Annotated in this window: 16 protein-coding genes; 8 read left to right on the top strand and 8 right to left on the bottom strand. The window is 58.4% G+C overall.

From position 1 onward, the window contains the following. Positions 1-58: 58 nt before the first annotated feature. Both ychF and P8A25_RS02410 read right to left on the bottom strand, forming a co-directional pair. On the bottom strand, positions 59-1,180 hold the full coding sequence (gene ychF / locus P8A25_RS02405) for a redox-regulated ATPase YchF (protein ID WP_022396500.1): 1,122 nt from the start codon (positions 1,178-1,180) through the stop codon (positions 59-61). A gap of 58 nt (positions 1,181-1,238) precedes the next feature. Continuing rightward, positions 1,239-2,162 (bottom strand): D-alanyl-D-alanine carboxypeptidase family protein, encoded by a 924-nt coding sequence (locus P8A25_RS02410; RefSeq protein ID WP_022396501.1) that lies wholly within the window; start codon positions 2,160-2,162, stop codon positions 1,239-1,241. 568 nt (positions 2,163-2,730) lie between these two features. Between P8A25_RS02410 and P8A25_RS02415 the strand changes: the two genes are divergently transcribed. After that, positions 2,731-3,345 carry a hypothetical protein gene (locus tag P8A25_RS02415; protein ID WP_022396502.1) on the top strand — a complete coding sequence of 205 codons (615 nt, stop codon included), beginning with the start codon at positions 2,731-2,733 and terminating at the stop codon, positions 3,343-3,345. A gap of 99 nt (positions 3,346-3,444) precedes the next feature. Here the strand turns inward: P8A25_RS02415 and dprA are convergent, their stop codons facing one another. Genes dprA through P8A25_RS02430 form a run of 3 tightly spaced genes read right to left on the bottom strand, consistent with a single transcriptional unit; the run spans position 3,445 to position 6,601 of the window. Continuing rightward, positions 3,445-4,572, bottom strand: a complete 1,128-nt coding sequence (gene dprA / locus P8A25_RS02420; protein ID WP_215442438.1) for a DNA-processing protein DprA — start codon at positions 4,570-4,572, stop codon at positions 3,445-3,447. Then, positions 4,569-5,681 carry a glycosyltransferase gene (locus P8A25_RS02425; RefSeq protein WP_102722664.1) on the bottom strand — a complete coding sequence of 371 codons (1,113 nt, stop codon included), beginning with the start codon at positions 5,679-5,681 and terminating at the stop codon, positions 4,569-4,571. Before P8A25_RS02425 ends, dprA begins: the two co-directional genes overlap by 4 nt. Then, entirely contained in the window at positions 5,678-6,601 is a 924-nt protein-coding gene (locus P8A25_RS02430; protein ID WP_022396506.1) for a mitochondrial fission ELM1 family protein, read from the bottom strand. The genes P8A25_RS02425 and P8A25_RS02430 overlap by 4 nt, the downstream gene beginning before the upstream one ends. Before the next feature lie 53 nt (positions 6,602-6,654). Between P8A25_RS02430 and queG the strand changes: the two genes are divergently transcribed. The 6 genes from queG to P8A25_RS02460 all read left to right on the top strand — a co-directional run bounded on the left by queG (position 6,655) and on the right by P8A25_RS02460 (position 11,507). Continuing rightward, positions 6,655-7,764 carry a tRNA epoxyqueuosine(34) reductase QueG gene (gene queG, locus P8A25_RS02435; RefSeq protein ID WP_180972885.1) on the top strand — a complete coding sequence of 370 codons (1,110 nt, stop codon included), beginning with the start codon at positions 6,655-6,657 and terminating at the stop codon, positions 7,762-7,764. Between the two features lie 118 nt (positions 7,765-7,882). Next, positions 7,883-8,260: a 30S ribosomal protein S13 gene (gene rpsM / locus P8A25_RS02440; RefSeq protein ID WP_022396508.1), complete on the top strand. Its 378-nt coding sequence runs from the start codon at positions 7,883-7,885 to the stop codon at positions 8,258-8,260. Between the two features lie 34 nt (positions 8,261-8,294). Next, entirely contained in the window at positions 8,295-8,846 is a 552-nt protein-coding gene (rpsK, locus tag P8A25_RS02445) for a 30S ribosomal protein S11 (protein WP_404838755.1), read from the top strand. A 32-nt stretch (positions 8,847-8,878) separates the two neighbouring features. After that, positions 8,879-9,490, top strand: coding sequence for a 30S ribosomal protein S4 (gene rpsD / locus P8A25_RS02450; protein ID WP_022396510.1), 612 nt, complete (start codon positions 8,879-8,881; stop codon positions 9,488-9,490). A gap of 198 nt (positions 9,491-9,688) precedes the next feature. After that, the gene (locus P8A25_RS02455; RefSeq protein WP_215442439.1) at positions 9,689-10,456 is read left to right on the top strand and encodes an HAD family hydrolase; all 768 of its coding nucleotides are present in this window, start codon (positions 9,689-9,691) and stop codon (positions 10,454-10,456) included. Between the two features lie 124 nt (positions 10,457-10,580). Continuing rightward, positions 10,581-11,507, top strand: a complete 927-nt coding sequence (locus P8A25_RS02460) for a hypothetical protein (RefSeq protein WP_022396512.1) — start codon at positions 10,581-10,583, stop codon at positions 11,505-11,507. Between the two features lie 110 nt (positions 11,508-11,617). On the opposite strand, the gene P8A25_RS02465 is transcribed toward P8A25_RS02460, so the two are convergent. Next, a complete protein-coding gene (locus P8A25_RS02465) occupies positions 11,618-11,944 on the bottom strand; it encodes a hypothetical protein (protein WP_215442440.1) in 327 nt (108 codons plus the stop codon). A gap of 34 nt (positions 11,945-11,978) precedes the next feature. On the opposite strand from P8A25_RS02465, the gene P8A25_RS02470 reads away from it, so the two are divergent. Then, positions 11,979-12,689, top strand: coding sequence for a hypothetical protein (locus P8A25_RS02470; RefSeq protein WP_146021154.1), 711 nt, complete (start codon positions 11,979-11,981; stop codon positions 12,687-12,689). Here the strand turns inward: P8A25_RS02470 and P8A25_RS02475 are convergent. After that, on the bottom strand, positions 12,677-13,195 hold the full coding sequence (locus tag P8A25_RS02475) for an N-acetyltransferase (protein ID WP_022396514.1): 519 nt from the start codon (positions 13,193-13,195) through the stop codon (positions 12,677-12,679). The genes P8A25_RS02470 and P8A25_RS02475 overlap by 13 nt on opposite strands. Next, positions 13,192-14,613 carry a pyruvate kinase gene (gene pyk / locus P8A25_RS02480; protein WP_022396515.1) on the bottom strand — a complete coding sequence of 474 codons (1,422 nt, stop codon included), beginning with the start codon at positions 14,611-14,613 and terminating at the stop codon, positions 13,192-13,194. The genes P8A25_RS02475 and pyk overlap by 4 nt, the downstream gene beginning before the upstream one ends. Positions 14,614-14,647 lie beyond the last annotated feature (34 nt).

Genomic DNA, 14,647 nt, shown 5'->3' on the forward strand with positions numbered 1-14,647 from the left:
ATGAGCAATCTGCTCTCTGCATCAGGAAAAGTCAATGGAATTCCGGTAAAGCTTTGGGCTAAACATTGAAGCGGAATTCGACCACGTCTCCGTCCTTGACGACATATTCCTTTCCTTCAATGCGCAGCTTGCCGTGCTCCCGCGCTCCGGCCTTGCCGCCGCAGGATACCAGGTCGTCGTAATGCACCACTTCCGCAGCGATGAAGCCGCGTTCAAAATCCGTGTGGATGACGCCCGCCGCCTGGGGGGCCTTGGCCCCGGCCGGGATGGTCCAGGCCCGCGTTTCCTTGACTCCTGTGGTGAGGTAGGTGCGCAGGCCCAGAAGGTGGTACACGGCGCGGATGAGGTCGGAAACGCCGGAATCCTGCACGCCCAGGGATTCCAGGAATTCGCGGGCTTCTTCATCCGAAACGTCGATGAGTTCTTCTTCAATCCGGGCGGAGATGACAATGGCCTCCGCGTTGTGGTGTTCCGCCACGTATTTTTTCACCTGGGAGACGTAGGGGTGCGCGTCCGGATTGTTGATGGCGTCCGCCAGTTCGTCTTCATTGACGTTGCAGGCAAAGATGCTTTTTTTGTCCGAAAGGAGCTGGAAGGAATGGAGCAGCTTGCGTTCGTCGTCATCCAGTTGCGATTCAAAGGTGAGGGCCGGATTGCCCTCATTCAGGTGGGGCAGCAGCTTGGTGATGAGGGCCACCTCCGCCTTGGCTTCCTTGTCTCCGCTGCGGGCCTTGCGCTCCCGGGAGGAAAGCCTTTTGTCCATGGTGGCGATGTCCGCCAGAATGAGCTCCGAATTGATGATTTCAATGTCGCGCAGGGGGTCCACGGAACCAAGCTCGTGGATGATGTCGTCATTGTCAAAGCAGCGCACCACCTGCACGATGGCGTCCACTTCACGGATATTCGCCAGGAACTGGTTGCCCAGTCCGGCTCCTTCCGAGGCGCCCTTGACCAGGCCGGCAATGTCCACGAATTCAATGAGCGTGGGGATGATTTTTTCAGAGCCGGACATGTCGGAAAGCACTTGCAGGCGGGAGTCCGGCACCGTGACCATGCCCACGTTCGGATCAATGGTGCAGAAGGGATAATTGGCCGCCTGGGCCTTGCGGGTTCTGGTGACCGCGTTGAAGAGGGTGGACTTGCCGACGTTGGGGAGACCTACAATACCTGCCTGTAACATAGGCAGGACTGATAGCGGCTCACGCCGTGAAAGTCAAATACCAATTGCCGCCGTGCATTTATGCGGCGTCACCCAGGGCCCATTTGAGCAGGTTTTCAGATTCCGCCCAGATGCGGGACGGATGGCAGCCGAGAACGACGACGATGACATGGCGGCCGTTGAAGCCGGCGGAGGAAACCAGGCAGCGGCCGGCGGCGTTCGTGTAGCCGGTTTTCATGCCGGTGACCCACGGGTGCTGGGTGAGCAGCTTGTTGGTGTTTCTCAGCAGAAGCGTCTTGCCGTTGGCGCGGGTGAAGGCGTACTGGCGTTTGCAGATGATGTTGCGCAGTTCCGGATTGCGGTAGACGTAATAGGCGCAGCGGGCCATGTCAATGGCGGTGGAGTACTGGTCCGCGGGGAGACCGTTGGGGTTGACGAAGCGGGAGTTGTACATGCCCATCTGGCGCGCCTTGGCGTTCATCAACTGGGCGAAACGGGGAACGGACCCCGCCGTGTCGCGGGCCAGGGCCACGGCTACGTCATTGAAGCTGCGGATCATCAGGGCATTGAGCAGTTCCCGGCGGGAATAGACTTCTCCGGCGCGGAAGCCCAGCTTGGTGGGATCCGCCTTGGTGTCGGAAGGCTGGATAACCACCTTCCTGTCCAGGCTGCCGTGTTCAAGGACGACCATGGCCGTCACGAGTTTCTGCGTGCTGGCTACCTGGCGGTGCTGGAGTCCGTTGTGGGAGAAAAGCACTTTTCCGGTGAGGGCGTCCATGACGCAGGCGCTGGCACAGCGGGGCGTGCGGGGGGCGCTCGGCGGAATGGCTACCGGACGCGTGGGAAAGTTGGCGGGGCGGGGAAGGGCGTTGGCTACCGGCTGGGAAAGCTGCGGGGGAACAGGCGTTGCCAGGGGGATGTAATCACTTGAATCCCCATACGATTGGCAGCTCGTGGAGCTCAGGCAAAGGGTGAATCCTGCGAGAAGGGCGAACAAACGCATGTCTTGTTGCTACAGTAAGAAGTTTCATTCATCAAGCCCAAACTCCGCATTTGAAAGGGAGTTGGACAAAAAAAGGCCGCGGGTTGTTTGATCCGCGGCCTTTTCTCTCTATTAACTACCTATGGAACCAAAAACCACCCTGGACGGATTTTGAGTTACTTTTCCCACCCGTCGGATAGATCTTGTGAAGGGTGAGACTTTATCCCGCAAAAAGATGTTCAAAATATGTCCGTAAACGGTTATTTTTTTAAGAAATATTTCTGCATGTTTTTATGTTTGCATTAATATAAACACGTTATGGGGTTTTGGCCCTGCATGTACTGTCTGTTGCAGGCATGAGAGTTCTTCCGCAGGCCTTGAAGCGCGAGGGATCTTCCCTTGTTGACATATTTAATTTCTGGAATAATAACTGTTAGGAGGTAGCTTGACGGCTGTTTTAGATGTTTGAGGGTATTTGTTTTGCATCATGAGAAGAAAGTTTTTTTTGCCGGAAGCAGCCCGGAAGCAAAGAAAAAAGTCATTGCGGAGCATAGACGATTATGGTTCCTTACCATAAATTTGAATCATCATGAAAGTTTCCGTCCTGTTTTTGTCACTGGTAGCCTCCTGCATGGCCTGCGCCGAAGTTCTTCCGTTCAAGACGCCCTCTTTTGATACCAAGAGATGCGCTGACAGCGCCAAGTCCTCCGTGTCCATGGAGCAGAAGGAAACGTGCGTTGAAGTGAAGCTGCTGGACGGGGAGAACAGCATGGAGGCAATGATTCCCTTCCGGGACAAGAACGATTACAGTAACCTGGCCGTTTTTGAAAAGGCATTTGCCAAGGAGAATATTTCAAAGAAGCTTGATATTTTGAAGAAGGTGGAACCGAGGCTGGTCAAGACCATTATCCGGGGCAAGGAGGTGAAATGCCCGGTGGTGCCGCTCGTTTCTCCGATCAAGGGAGAGGACGGCTTGATGCTGGCGCTTTTCCTGGCGTCCTATGAAAAGATAGATTTCAAGGCCCAGCAGGAAGGCCGCTTTCAGAAGAAAAGAAACCCGGACGACATCAAGTTTGTATATGGAGTGATTTTTGAAGTTTCCGATCCCGTGTCCAAGAAGAAGCTGGCCGCCCCAGTCAAGTGGGAGCAGGCGGAGACGATTTCCGCCTGGATTGATGCCGTGCGCAAGGAGGTTAAGCAGTAGGAGCTTTTTCTGTTCCTTTAACCGGGCTGACGCGGGCTGTCGCCGTCCGGGGGCGCCCTGCCTGCTGTTGAGACATTTCCGGAAAGGGAGGAGAACTGTTTAGTGTCCCTTGTGGTTGATGGAAAAGTATCCGCCTGCATCCGGCGTGATTTGCCCTGCAATTTGCATTCTGGACAGAAGCGGCGTAATGGCGCATGCCGGTTTCCCCAGTGAGGCGCAGAGGGTGTCAATGGTATTGAATCCCATCCTGACGGCATGGAGGATTTCCTTTTCCTCCGCAGTGGGAGGCAGCGGAGGTGCAGCGGCGGAAAGGGAGGATGGGGAAAAAAGGGGCAGACCCTGTTCCGGGGCGGTCCATTTCATGTCATGCAGGATGTCGGAGGCTCCGGCGGCCAGCGTGGCTCCGTCCCGGATGAGGGCGTGGCAGCCGTCGGAGGAATGCCGGTCAACCGGGCCGGGAATGCAGAAGACCTCCCGTCCCTGTTCCCCTGCCGTCCGCGCCGTGATCAGGGCTCCGCTGCGTCCGGAGGCTTCCACCACCAGCGTCGCGCGGCTCCAGCCGCTCACGATGCGGTTGCGCATGGGAAAGGTGGTGCGGGAGGGGGGCAGCTCCATCGGGAATTCGGAGACTACCGCTCCATGGCCGTCCGCAATGCGCTGCGCCAGGTTTCTGTTTTCCCATGGATACAGCTTGCTGAGGCCCGCTCCGATGACGGCGACGGTGCGTCCTCCCGCATCCAGGGCTCCCGTATGGGCCTCCGTATCCACGCCGCGCGCCAGTCCGGAAATGACGGTTACCCCGGCCTCCGCCAGGTCATGAGAGACGGTTCTGGCGCATAGCCTGCCGTAGTGGGTGGCCATGCGTGAACCGACGACGGCGATGGAGCGTTCGGAATCCCCCGCGGTCCAGGATCCCCAGGAATAAAGGACGATGGGCGCGTCCGTCAGCTCGCGCAGGGCGGCGGGATAGGAGGCGTCAAAGACCGTGGTGACCGTGGCCCCCGCCTTATCCGCCAGTTCCAGCTCCCGGTACGGATTGACGATGCTCCGCCAGGATGAGATGTGGCGAGCCAGCTGTGCCCCGATGCCGGGAATATCCATCAGCATGGAGGCCGGAGCTTCCAGAACCAGTTCCGGAGAGACGAATACCTGCATGAGGCGCATGACCCTGACAGGGCCCAGCCCCGGTATCAGGTTCAGGGTTATGGCGGCTTCCCGGGGCGTCATGAATAAGGGGTCAGTTCCTGGTAAACGTCCAGATGGGCCTGAATCATATCCTCCATCTTGTAAGGGGAGGGTATGTGACGGGGCAGGGGAGGGGGCTGGGCGTACCAGCGGGAAAGCAGGGCAGCCATGGATGAGGTGTCCCCCACGGCGATGTTTCCTTCCGGCAGGAAGGCGTCCAGTTGTTCCTTGACTCCGCCGTGGGCGTACCCGGCAACGGGTCTGCCCAGGGCGAGCGCCTCAAGGGTTGATTTGCCGAAGGCCTCCGGGCTTTTGGTCAGGGAAAGAGTGACGGAACAGGTGGAAATGATGTCCCGCAGGTCCTGGCGGTGGCCGGTCCAGGTGAAGGCGTGGGAGACGCCGGCCCGCTCAATTTCCCGGAGGACTTCGTTTTTATATTCTTCCTTTCCCTTTTTGGTCTCTCCCACGATGACGGCGTGGGCCGGAATTCCCCGTTCCAGAAGCTGTCTTACAATGGGAATCAGGTCCAGCTGCCCTTTCAGGCGCGTGATGCGGCCTGGCAGGCACAGGGTGAATTTTCCCTTGAGCTCGGGATAGGACATATGCCAGCCCGTGAGCCATTCCCGGGAAGGGGAGTAGTCCGGGTGGTGCTGGTCCGGGGAAATGGCATTGGGGATGATTCTGATATGGTCCTCGGGAGTGGACGGATAATGGGTGAGGATGTAGTCCCGGATGCAGTTGGAAACGGCAATCACCCGTTCCCCCCGGCTCATGATGGCGGAGTACCGGTTGACGGAGTAAAAGCCGTGCACGCTGGTGACGAGGCCGGGCCTGTCTTCCGGCGGCAGTTTTTTCCATGCCAGGTAGCCTACCCAGGCGGGAACGCGGGAATGAAGATGCAGGATGTCCGGCCTGACGGCCTGGAGCAGGGCGCGGAGGGCGCCGATGCGGAAGAAGGTGGCGAGGCTTTTTTTGCCGATCGGCATCAGGATGTGGCGGGAGCCTTCCTTTTCCAGCCGGGGAATCAGGCGTCCGCCGCCGGAGACGACGATGTTTTCCACGCCCCGGGCGGAAAGGCCGCTGCCCAGTTCCATGACGACTTGTTCCACGCCTCCGGATTCCATGGAGGGGACGAGATGTACTATTTTCATAAGGCGTGGAGTTGGGGAAAGAATCTGGTGAGGATGTAGTCTGCGGCGCGGTCCGCCTCCAGAAGGGGGGCTCCGGGCGCTGCCAGGCGGAAGCCCTGCTTTTTCCAGTCCCGGTATCCGGTGACCAAGCCTTCCTTTTCCAGCATTTCCAGGCCGGACAGGATGCGGGATTTACGGTTGCCGTGGCGGCGGGGGACAGCCAGGACGCCTACGGGCGCCCCCGCGCCCAGCGCTTCATATACCATGGAGACGCTGTCCTGGCTGACCCAGGTGGCGGAGGCGTGCGCCAGATGCCGCGCTACCCACCCCGGCTGCGTTTCCTCCACTGGAACGACGGTGATCTCCGGAACGGCCGTCTGGATTTTCTCTGCAAAGCCCGTCGGCGTCCGGCGCGAGGTGGTCAGCACGATGTTGCCGGGGGTGTTGATGCTGATGTCCGAGAGCTGGTTGAGCATGGCTTCGTCATCCCAGTCAAAATCCTTGCTGGGACCTCCGATGAGGATCAGGGTGATGTCCTTCGGGATGGAGGGATCAGGCCTCATGGGGTGAAGCGCTCCATGGGTGGGAAAGATGCCCGTATCCGTATAGTCGCGCCCGGGGCGCAAGTCATGGCGGGGAATGAGGCAGAGGTCAAAAAAGGTGCAGGGAAGCGTGGGCTTCATGCAGAGGACAGCCCGGGTCTTGAAATGATGGCGGGCGCAGATGAGCGGGATGTGCGTGGCGTGTCCGGCGGAGATGAACAGGTCCGGCTGCGGCGTGTCGCTGCCGGAGACGACCTTCCGGATTTTCCCCAGAAGGGAAAGTCCCTGCAGGTCCACCGTTTCCACGGCCCCCCCTGCTTTGGCAATCAGAGCCTGCGCCAGTCCCAGGGACTGGTTGAGATGGCCCTGTTTCCCATCGCTCAGAATCCGGATGTTCATATAGGTCTATTATGAAGCGGCGGCAGGGTGCAGGCAATCCAATTTCCACCGGATTGAAGAAAATTCTTGGTGGAAGGGGCGCTCTTGTCCATGATGCGGGCGTGCTGACGCCGGATCCCGCTGTTATTAAAGATTCCCTGTGCGCCGTGTCCCGGCAGCTTGGGTTTTCCGGCTGCCGGGTGGCCCGTGCGGGAAGGAGCCCGCATGCGGAAAAATTGTTCCAATGGCTGGAACGGGGCTGGCACGCCGGGATGGAATGGATGGCGCGTTCTCCGGAGCGGAGGGCGGACCCTGCGGAGGTGCTTTCCGGCTGCCGTTCCGTCATCTGCCTGTCCTATGACTATGACAGCCCCGCCATGCGTCCGGAGGGGGAGGGAAGCATCTGCCTTTACGCCCACGGAAGGGACTACCACGGAATTCTGGAAGAGAAGCTGGCGGATTTGCAGGAACTGCTTTCCATTTACGGCGGCGAGCAAAAGGGATATGTGGACGCCGGACCCGTCATGGAACGGGACCACGCGGAAGCGTGCGGCCTGGGATGGCGCGGAAGAAGCGGCCTGATCGTTCGCAGGAAGGGAGGCTCGCGCTTTTTCATCGCCACCCTGCTGACCACGCTGGAGCTGGAGCCGGACGCTCCGGTCTCCCACGGGTGCGGAAGCTGCCGGCGCTGTGCGGACCTGTGCCCGACGGGCGCAATCATGGAAAACGGCCAGGTGGATGCCGGACGCTGCCTTTCCTACTGGACGATTGAACACCGGGGCTCCATTCCGGAGGAAATACGCCCCCTGGTTGGGACTCGGCTGTACGGGTGCGACACCTGCGTGACGGTCTGCCCCTGGAACGGGAAGCCCCTGCCGGAGGCGGATGAGCGGTTCCGCATGTCCCGCCTGCTGGCTTCCATTCCGCTGCGCGATCTGCTTGCCCTGGATGCCGGCGGCTTTGCGGACCTGTTCCGGAATTCCCCCCTGAAAAGAATCAAGAGGGAGGGGCTGCTGCGCAACGGCTGCATTGTGCTGGGGAATGCGGGAACTCCGGATGACATTGATTTTCTGAAGGCGCTTTCCGGAGAGTCCCCCCTCGTGGCGGAGCATGCTTCCTGGGCGGTGGAACGCATCCTGCGCCGCCACGGGCGGCATGCATGTTCAAGCGGCGCAAGAGATTAAAAATAGAAAAAATGACGTTTTGCTCTTGTCAAAACCTCAATTTATGGTATCCATCTTGCCCCAAGCAATAGCTCTGCGCGAGGCAGAGAAAAATAACAGCTAGCAAATCCAATCCATTATGGCACGCCTTTTCGGTACAGAAATACCCAACGAGAAGCGCATCGAGGCTTCCCTTCCGTATATTTACGGAATCGGGCACTCGACTTCTAAGAGAATCCTGGAACAAGCAGGCATCAATCCCGACATCCGTACGGGACAGCTTACCGACGAACAACTCACGAAGATTGTTCAAGTGATCACCACTGACGGAATCCTGATTGAAGGTGACCTTCGTCGTGAAAAGCAATCCATTCTCAAGCGTCTGACCTCCATCAACTGCTATCGCGGTCAGCGCCACCGCCGCGGCCTTCCGGTCCGTGGCCAGCGTACCCGCACGAATGCCCGCACCCGTAAAGGCAAGAAGAAGACCGTTGGCGCGCAGGCCAAGAAGAAGTAATCCGCCAACCTGAATTTTACTATATAGCTTTACTATGGCTAGCGAAGAAATCACCAACGAAACCGCCGAAAAGCCCGTGGAAGCGGCAACTCCCGCTCCTGCTGCTGAAACTCCGGCCGCCGCTGTTTCCGCTCCTGAAGAAGTCAAGAAGCCCGAACCCCGCAAGGACATTTTTGCGGAACTCGGTCTGGGCGGCGATGATGACAAGCCCAAAATCCTGAAGGCCAAGGGCAGCAAGAACGTTTCCTCCGGCGTGGTTCATGTTTCCTCCACGTTCAACAACACCGTCGTGACCGTCACCGACCAGCGCGGCAACGTGATCGGCTGGTCCTCCGCCGGCAAGATGGGCTTCAAGGGCTCCCGCAAGAGCACGGCTTACGCCGGCCAGGTGGTTTGCCAGGACGCCTGCCGCCAGGCCATGGGCCACGGTCTGCGTGAAGTGGAAGTGCGTGTGAAGGGACCGGGTTCCGGTCGTGAATCCGCCGTGCGTGCCGTGCAGACGATCGGTATTGAAATCACCTCCATCAAGGACGTGACCCCCATTCCCCACAACGGCTGCCGTCCCCCGAAGGCCCGCCGCGTCTAATTGAATCCTTTTACCTATAGATCAAATATATCATGGCTCGTTATACCGGTCCCCGCGATAAAGTGTCCCGCCGTTTTGGCGTTGCTCTTTTCGGTTCCACCAAGGCTCTTGAAAAGCGCCCCTTCCCCCCCGGCCAGCATGGCATGCGCGCCGGCCGCAAGAAGAAGTCCGACTACGGCGTGATGCTTGCTGAAAAGCAGAAGCTGCGTTTCCAGTACGGTGTGCTTGAAGGCCAGTTCCGCAAGTATTATGCAGAAGCCGCCCGCCGCCGCGGCATTACCGGCGACATCCTGCTTCAGCTCCTTGAACTCCGTCTGGACAATGTTGTGTACCGTCTCGGTTTCAGCAACACCCGCGCCGGCGCCCGTCAGCTCGTTTCCCACGGCCATATCACCGTGAACGGCAAAAAGACGAACGTTGCGTCCTACTCCTGCCGCCCTGGCGATGTGATCGCCGTCGGTGGAAAGGCCTCCTCCCAGCAGCTGGCTACCCGTTTCCTTGACCTAACCCAGGCCACCGTGGTTCCGGATTGGCTGGAATGCGACCGTGACAAGCTCACGGGCAAGATTGCTCGCGTACCTTCCAAGGAAGAGATTGCTCCCATCGTCAACGAGCAGCTCATCGTGGAATTCTACTCCCGTTAATCTTATTTCCTTCTGGATTTGCTTCAAAACCCCGGTTGCCTTTTGGCGGCCGGGGTTTTGGGCGTTTAAGGGAAGAGGATGGAGAGTTGAGAGTTGAGAGTTGAGAGTTGAGAGTTGAGAGTTGAGAGTTGAGAGTTGAGAGTTGAGAGTTGAGAGTTGAGAGTTGAGAGTTGAGAGTTGAGAGTATAGGATGGGGGTATGACGGATGATTTGAGCGGAAGGGGAGTGGCCCTTTTTGATATGGACGGAACGCTGCTGCCCTGGGATACGCAATACGTTTTTTCCTGTTTCGTGCTGAGGCTCCATCCATGGCGGCGCCTGCTGGTGCTGCTTTTCCTGGCCTGCATTCCTCTTTATGTTCTGAGGATATGGGATGAAAACCGGATGAAGAGGGCCTATCTCATTTATTTGTGGGGACTCCCCGCAGAAACGGTGCGGGAGTATGGAAGGAAATTCGGCTCTCTGGCACAGGAATGGATTTATCCGGAACTGAAGGAACGGCTGGAGGAACACCGGAAGAAGGGGGATCTGTGCCTCATGGTTTCCGCCTCCCCAACCTTTTACGCGGAACCTCTGGGTGAGCTGCTGGGATTTGACGGCGTTCTGGGAACGGACGTGCTTCTGGACGGCCGCATGCCGGCGATGCCGGAATTGCCGAACGGCAACAACAAGGGACAGATGAAAGTGGAGCGCCTGCGCGAGCGGAAGGTGCTGCCGGAGCACGGCGTTCTGAATAATGCCGCCGCCTACAGCGACAGTGGCGCGGATATGCCCATGCTGCTTTCCTGCGGGCGAAGGGTCCTGGTGAATCCTTCTCCTTCCCTGAAGGAAGACGAACGCCTGGCCGGGGCGGAATGCCTGTATCCTGCCCGGCCATGGAGAGGAAAGCTTGGCAAGATCTGGAAGATTGCTCTTTTTGTCATGGGGATGGTAAATATAAATGTTAGAAAATCAATGATTAGCTAACTGTGGGGGAGAAAAGGCTTTACATTTGTGACGGAAATGTTTCACTTTCCTTAACAAGGGGGAAAAGATACTTTTCTTTCCTTGTTAGCAAATCAACAATTAATACCCTAACCAAGTAATAGTCATGCAAACCAAGAACATCATCAGTGTTGCGGCAGCTGTGGCATCCTTTGCCGGCGCTGCTCTTGCGGGCACTCCCGTCAAGATTGTTGCTCCGACTCCGGTTCCCACTCCCGTGGCGACTGTCAGCCCGCTGTCCGGCGATATCTACGCCGGTTATGCCTCCAATTACACCAGCCGCGGCATCGTGGCTTCCCACGCCTTGGTGGGAGGGGATAGCGTTATCCCTGCCGGTGTAAATCTGAATTACAAGCTGAGCGACGCCAACTCCATTGTGGGTGCCGCTTCCTACACCTCCCTGACCTCCGGTCACGAGCTGCTTGGCATGAAAGATATTGCTTTCCACAATGAAACCAATTTCAACCTTGGCTGGAAGAACCAGGACGGTTTGCTGAAGAACCTGTCCACCACCCTCGGCTGGAATCTGATTCATGGCGGTCTGCTCGGCAACTTTGCCAAGTATGATTACAGCAACCTCCTTGCAAACGGCGTCGTTGGCCAGCGTCATGCCCACTCCGTGGCTCAGGAATTCTATCTGAACCTGAACTATGACCTGTGCAGCAACTGGTTCGCCGGTGTGACCACTAGCTATGGCTTCCAGGGAATGACCGGATGGTGGTTCCAGCCGTATGTGGGCTGGAAGGCTTCCATCTGCCCCGCCACGGACATCGTGATCACGGGCGGCATGTCTGCCACTGCCGGCTACTTCGACAGCAAGTCCGCTTTCATGTCCAACGGCGCGCAAGCTTGGTGGGTGAAGGCTGAACTGCCTGTCAAGCTGGGCGTGAAGAATCTGGCCGTGGTTCCCTTCGTCAGCTTCAACTGGGCCGGCAACGGCGCCTTGAAGGCTAACAAGGGCGTGGACGCAGGTTCCAAGCCTTACAAGAACTTCGGCGTGGTGGCTGGCGCCAACCTCGTCTATTCCTTCTAAGCCGTCCGGCTTACGATTGAATCATGTTTCAAGAGCGGCGGAGCAATCCGCCGCTCTTTTTCTTTCATGTTCCGGATGGAGGAAGGAGAAATTGCCGATTAAGGCGGGGACTAAGATCCGGCCATTGTTCCTGTTCCGGCCGGTGATGGCTTAGGAAAAGCCGTCACGGATATGGCTGCTGTTGCACTGGCTGGAAAATTTGGGGCAGCGGCAGGGCGGATTTTTTTATTCCTTGCAGGATGAGCGGCTTGCGGAGGAATTGACTTTCCGGGGTAAAGGAGAATTGCTCCGCTCCTTTTTTGCTTGTTGCCAGAGGCAGTATTTTTATTCAGAATGCCGCGGAACAGGAGTTCCAAGTTTATGAGTTTTTCCTTTTTTTCTGCTCTTGGGGCGGTTCTGGCCGTTTCCATTTCAATTTCCCTGGCGGAGTCACGCATTCCGGATGTTCCTTCCGATCCGCCTCTGAGACCCGTGAGCGGCAGCTTGAAGGCGGGCTATTCCACGAATTACGAATTCCGCGGCCTGATTCCCGGCGGCTGTAATCCCACGGCCCCCTTGCGTCTGGACTGGAGAAGCGACCTGAATGACCGGTATTCCCTGATTCTGGCGTTGAAGGAGGAAATTTTCCTGGGGCATCCGGCGGTTGACTTGGAGAATGAGACAATGGCTGATCTTGGGCTTCAAAGGAAGTTCGGGAAGGCCACTTACGCCGCATTATCCTTCCGTGCGAATGACGGCGGTTTGGCGGGGTTTGCCTCCGAACATTTGTTCGGCAACGGTGGGACAACGTATGAAACGGCGCTGATTCTGCGCCATGATCTGGGCTTCCTGCCCGGTTTTTATGCGCAGGGAAGCGCCGCTTATTCCTTTTACGGCATTACGGGCTGGTGGTTTGACATGTGCACCGGGTCGGATTTCCGGATGACGGAAAACCTTTACATGGGTTTCAAGTTCGGCGCGGTGCTGAGTTCCTCCTACTGGCCTTCCGGCAGCAACGGTTGGCAGTCCCTGTACGTCAGGGTGACGGCGAATTACCGTTTGTTCGGGAATATTTTTGTGGAGCCGTTTGTGGGGCTGCACTGGCTCGGCAAGGGAGCCCACGGAGTGAACCGGGTGTATGGGAGAACGCTGGTGAAGGGCAATAGCTGGGTGACGGGCGTCAGCCTGGTTTATAGCTTCTGACCAGTTGGAGGTGTTTCCCCCTCCTGCGGGAAGAGGTCCGCACGCATGCGGATCATGTCAATGCACTGCACGCCGTTGTCCCAGACGGGTTCCGGGTAGTTGTCCGTAAAGTGGTTTTTGACGACGCCTGAAATCCGGAAGCCACAGCTTTCATACAGGGCCATTGGGCCCGGGGAGGCATCGCACGTTCCCAGTTCCGCATATCTTGCTCCCTTGTTCCTGATGATGTGCAGGGCGTGCAGCACCAGAGCGGTTCCGCAACCGTGCCTTCTGTATTCAGGGGCTACGGAACAGTTCATGATTTCCCATGTGTCTTCCCCCGTTTGCCGGATGACGATAGCTCCGGCGGCAGCTCCGCGGCTCCGTGCGACGTAAAGTTCGCCGTGGGCCAGATGGTCCGCTACCTGCCGTTCGTCCGGATCGGCATCCAGCAGAAGTTCCCTGAGGGGAGGGGGCGGAGGCCACACGGCTGTTTCCTGCGCCACATGGAAGGCAGGGGCCATCATTCCGCGCGCATGAAGATGATGGAGTCCGCCAGCAGTTCCCCTTGCAGGCTGTCCCCCTGGATGACGACGGGCTGGCCGGAGGTGATAAGCCCTTTTTCCTTCAGCAGGTTCAGAGCGGTGGAGATCATGCGGGCCGGGTCTTTCAGGAAGGGGGATTCAAAGGCGGTCACGTCGCGTGCCAGCGCGAGCTGCCGGACGACAACGGGGTCATTGCTGAAGGCGAAGATGGGGGCCCGTTCCGGCCTGAGGACGGCTGCCTGCGTGGCGGCCAGGCCGCGGCGGGTGAAGATGACCATGCAGGCGTTTTCCACGGAGTCCGCCAGGGAGATGGCTGCCTTGGTGGCCTTCTGCCTGTCTCCGTTCAGGATGGCGGAGGCGGCAAAGTTAAGGTTGCCGGAGCGCTCCATGCGGTGCGCGATGGAGTCCAGGACCTCCACGCAGCGCACGGGATAATGGCCTACGGAGGTTTCTCCGGAGAGCATGACGGCGTCCGCCTGTTCAAAGATGGCGTTGGAAACGTCCGTGACTTCCGCACGGGTGGGGGTGGGCTGCGTGATCATGGATTCCAGCATGTGCGTGGCGACGATGCAGCGGCGCCCCAGCCTGTGGCAGTGGCGAATAATGCGGCGCTGGATGATGGGAAGTTCCTCAATGCTGACTTCAATGCCCAGATCGCCGCGCGCGACCATGATGACGTCTGCAGCCAGGATGATGTCGTCAATGTGGCGGATGGCCTGCTGGTCCTCGATTTTGGCGACAATCTGGGCCCTTCCTCCAAGGTTGTCGATATGCTCCCGGAGCTGGGCAATGTGGGCGGCGTCCCGGACGAAGGACATGGCTACGTAGTCCGTCTCGCATTCCACGGCTACGGCCAGGTCCGCCAGGTCTTTTTCCGTCAGGGCGGGGAGCCGCAGGGCCACGCCGGGGAGGTTGATGTGGCGGCGGGAGCCGAATACTCCTTCCGTGAGCACCTTGCAGATGAGCCTGTCCGGGCGCACTTCCTCAATGCGCATGAGAATGCCTCCGTTGTCCACCACCATCGTATGGCCTACCTGGACGTCCTGCAGGAGCCCGTCATAGTTCACCGTGGTGGAGAAGGGGAGTTCCGGCTTGGCCGTGCTCAGGCGGATTTCCAGCGTGTCCCCTTTTTTCAGATGGTAGGGTTCGGGCAGGTCCCCGGTGCGGATGGATGGCCCCTGGAGGTCAAAGAGAATGGCTATGTTCGCCTGCAGCTCCGCGGCTTTCCGGCGGATGCGGAAGACGACTTCCCGGACCCAGTCGTGTTTGGAGTGGCTCATGTTGAGCCGGAAAACGTTGGCTCCGGCTTCAATAAGCTGGCCCAGCATGTCGGAAGTGTCTGTTGCTGGTCCAATGGTGCAGATGATTTTGGTGGCGCGGGGCCGGGAAGGTGTGCTCATGGTCTTTGTCAGTGCCCATACTGTATCCTACGGG

This window comes from Akkermansia sp. BCRC 18949 (assembly GCF_045011645.1).
In the GTDB taxonomy this organism is placed as follows: domain Bacteria; phylum Verrucomicrobiota; class Verrucomicrobiia; order Verrucomicrobiales; family Akkermansiaceae; genus Akkermansia; species Akkermansia massiliensis.

Coding starts and splice junctions, on each gene's coding strand:
- rpsM (WP_022396508.1), top strand. CDS start 7,883: ATGGCACGCCTTTTCGGTACAGAAATACCCAACGAGAAGCGCATCGAG.
- P8A25_RS02475 (WP_022396514.1), bottom strand. CDS start 13,195: ATGATGGCCCCTGCCTTCCATGTGGCGCAGGAAACAGCCGTGTGGCCT.
- P8A25_RS02465 (WP_215442440.1), bottom strand. CDS start 11,944: ATGCGTGACTCCGCCAGGGAAATTGAAATGGAAACGGCCAGAACCGCC.
- dprA (WP_215442438.1), bottom strand. CDS start 4,572: ATGACGCCCCGGGAAGCCGCCATAACCCTGAACCTGATACCGGGGCTG.
- ychF (WP_022396500.1), bottom strand. CDS start 1,180: ATGTTACAGGCAGGTATTGTAGGTCTCCCCAACGTCGGCAAGTCCACC.
- P8A25_RS02415 (WP_022396502.1), top strand. CDS start 2,731: ATGAAAGTTTCCGTCCTGTTTTTGTCACTGGTAGCCTCCTGCATGGCC.
- P8A25_RS02410 (WP_022396501.1), bottom strand. CDS start 2,162: ATGCGTTTGTTCGCCCTTCTCGCAGGATTCACCCTTTGCCTGAGCTCC.
- rpsD (WP_022396510.1), top strand. CDS start 8,879: ATGGCTCGTTATACCGGTCCCCGCGATAAAGTGTCCCGCCGTTTTGGC.
- P8A25_RS02425 (WP_102722664.1), bottom strand. CDS start 5,681: ATGAAAATAGTACATCTCGTCCCCTCCATGGAATCCGGAGGCGTGGAA.
- pyk (WP_022396515.1), bottom strand. CDS start 14,613: ATGAGCACACCTTCCCGGCCCCGCGCCACCAAAATCATCTGCACCATT.
- P8A25_RS02460 (WP_022396512.1), top strand. CDS start 10,581: ATGCAAACCAAGAACATCATCAGTGTTGCGGCAGCTGTGGCATCCTTT.
- rpsK (WP_404838755.1), top strand. CDS start 8,295: ATGGCTAGCGAAGAAATCACCAACGAAACCGCCGAAAAGCCCGTGGAA.
- P8A25_RS02455 (WP_215442439.1), top strand. CDS start 9,689: ATGACGGATGATTTGAGCGGAAGGGGAGTGGCCCTTTTTGATATGGAC.
- P8A25_RS02430 (WP_022396506.1), bottom strand. CDS start 6,601: ATGAACATCCGGATTCTGAGCGATGGGAAACAGGGCCATCTCAACCAG.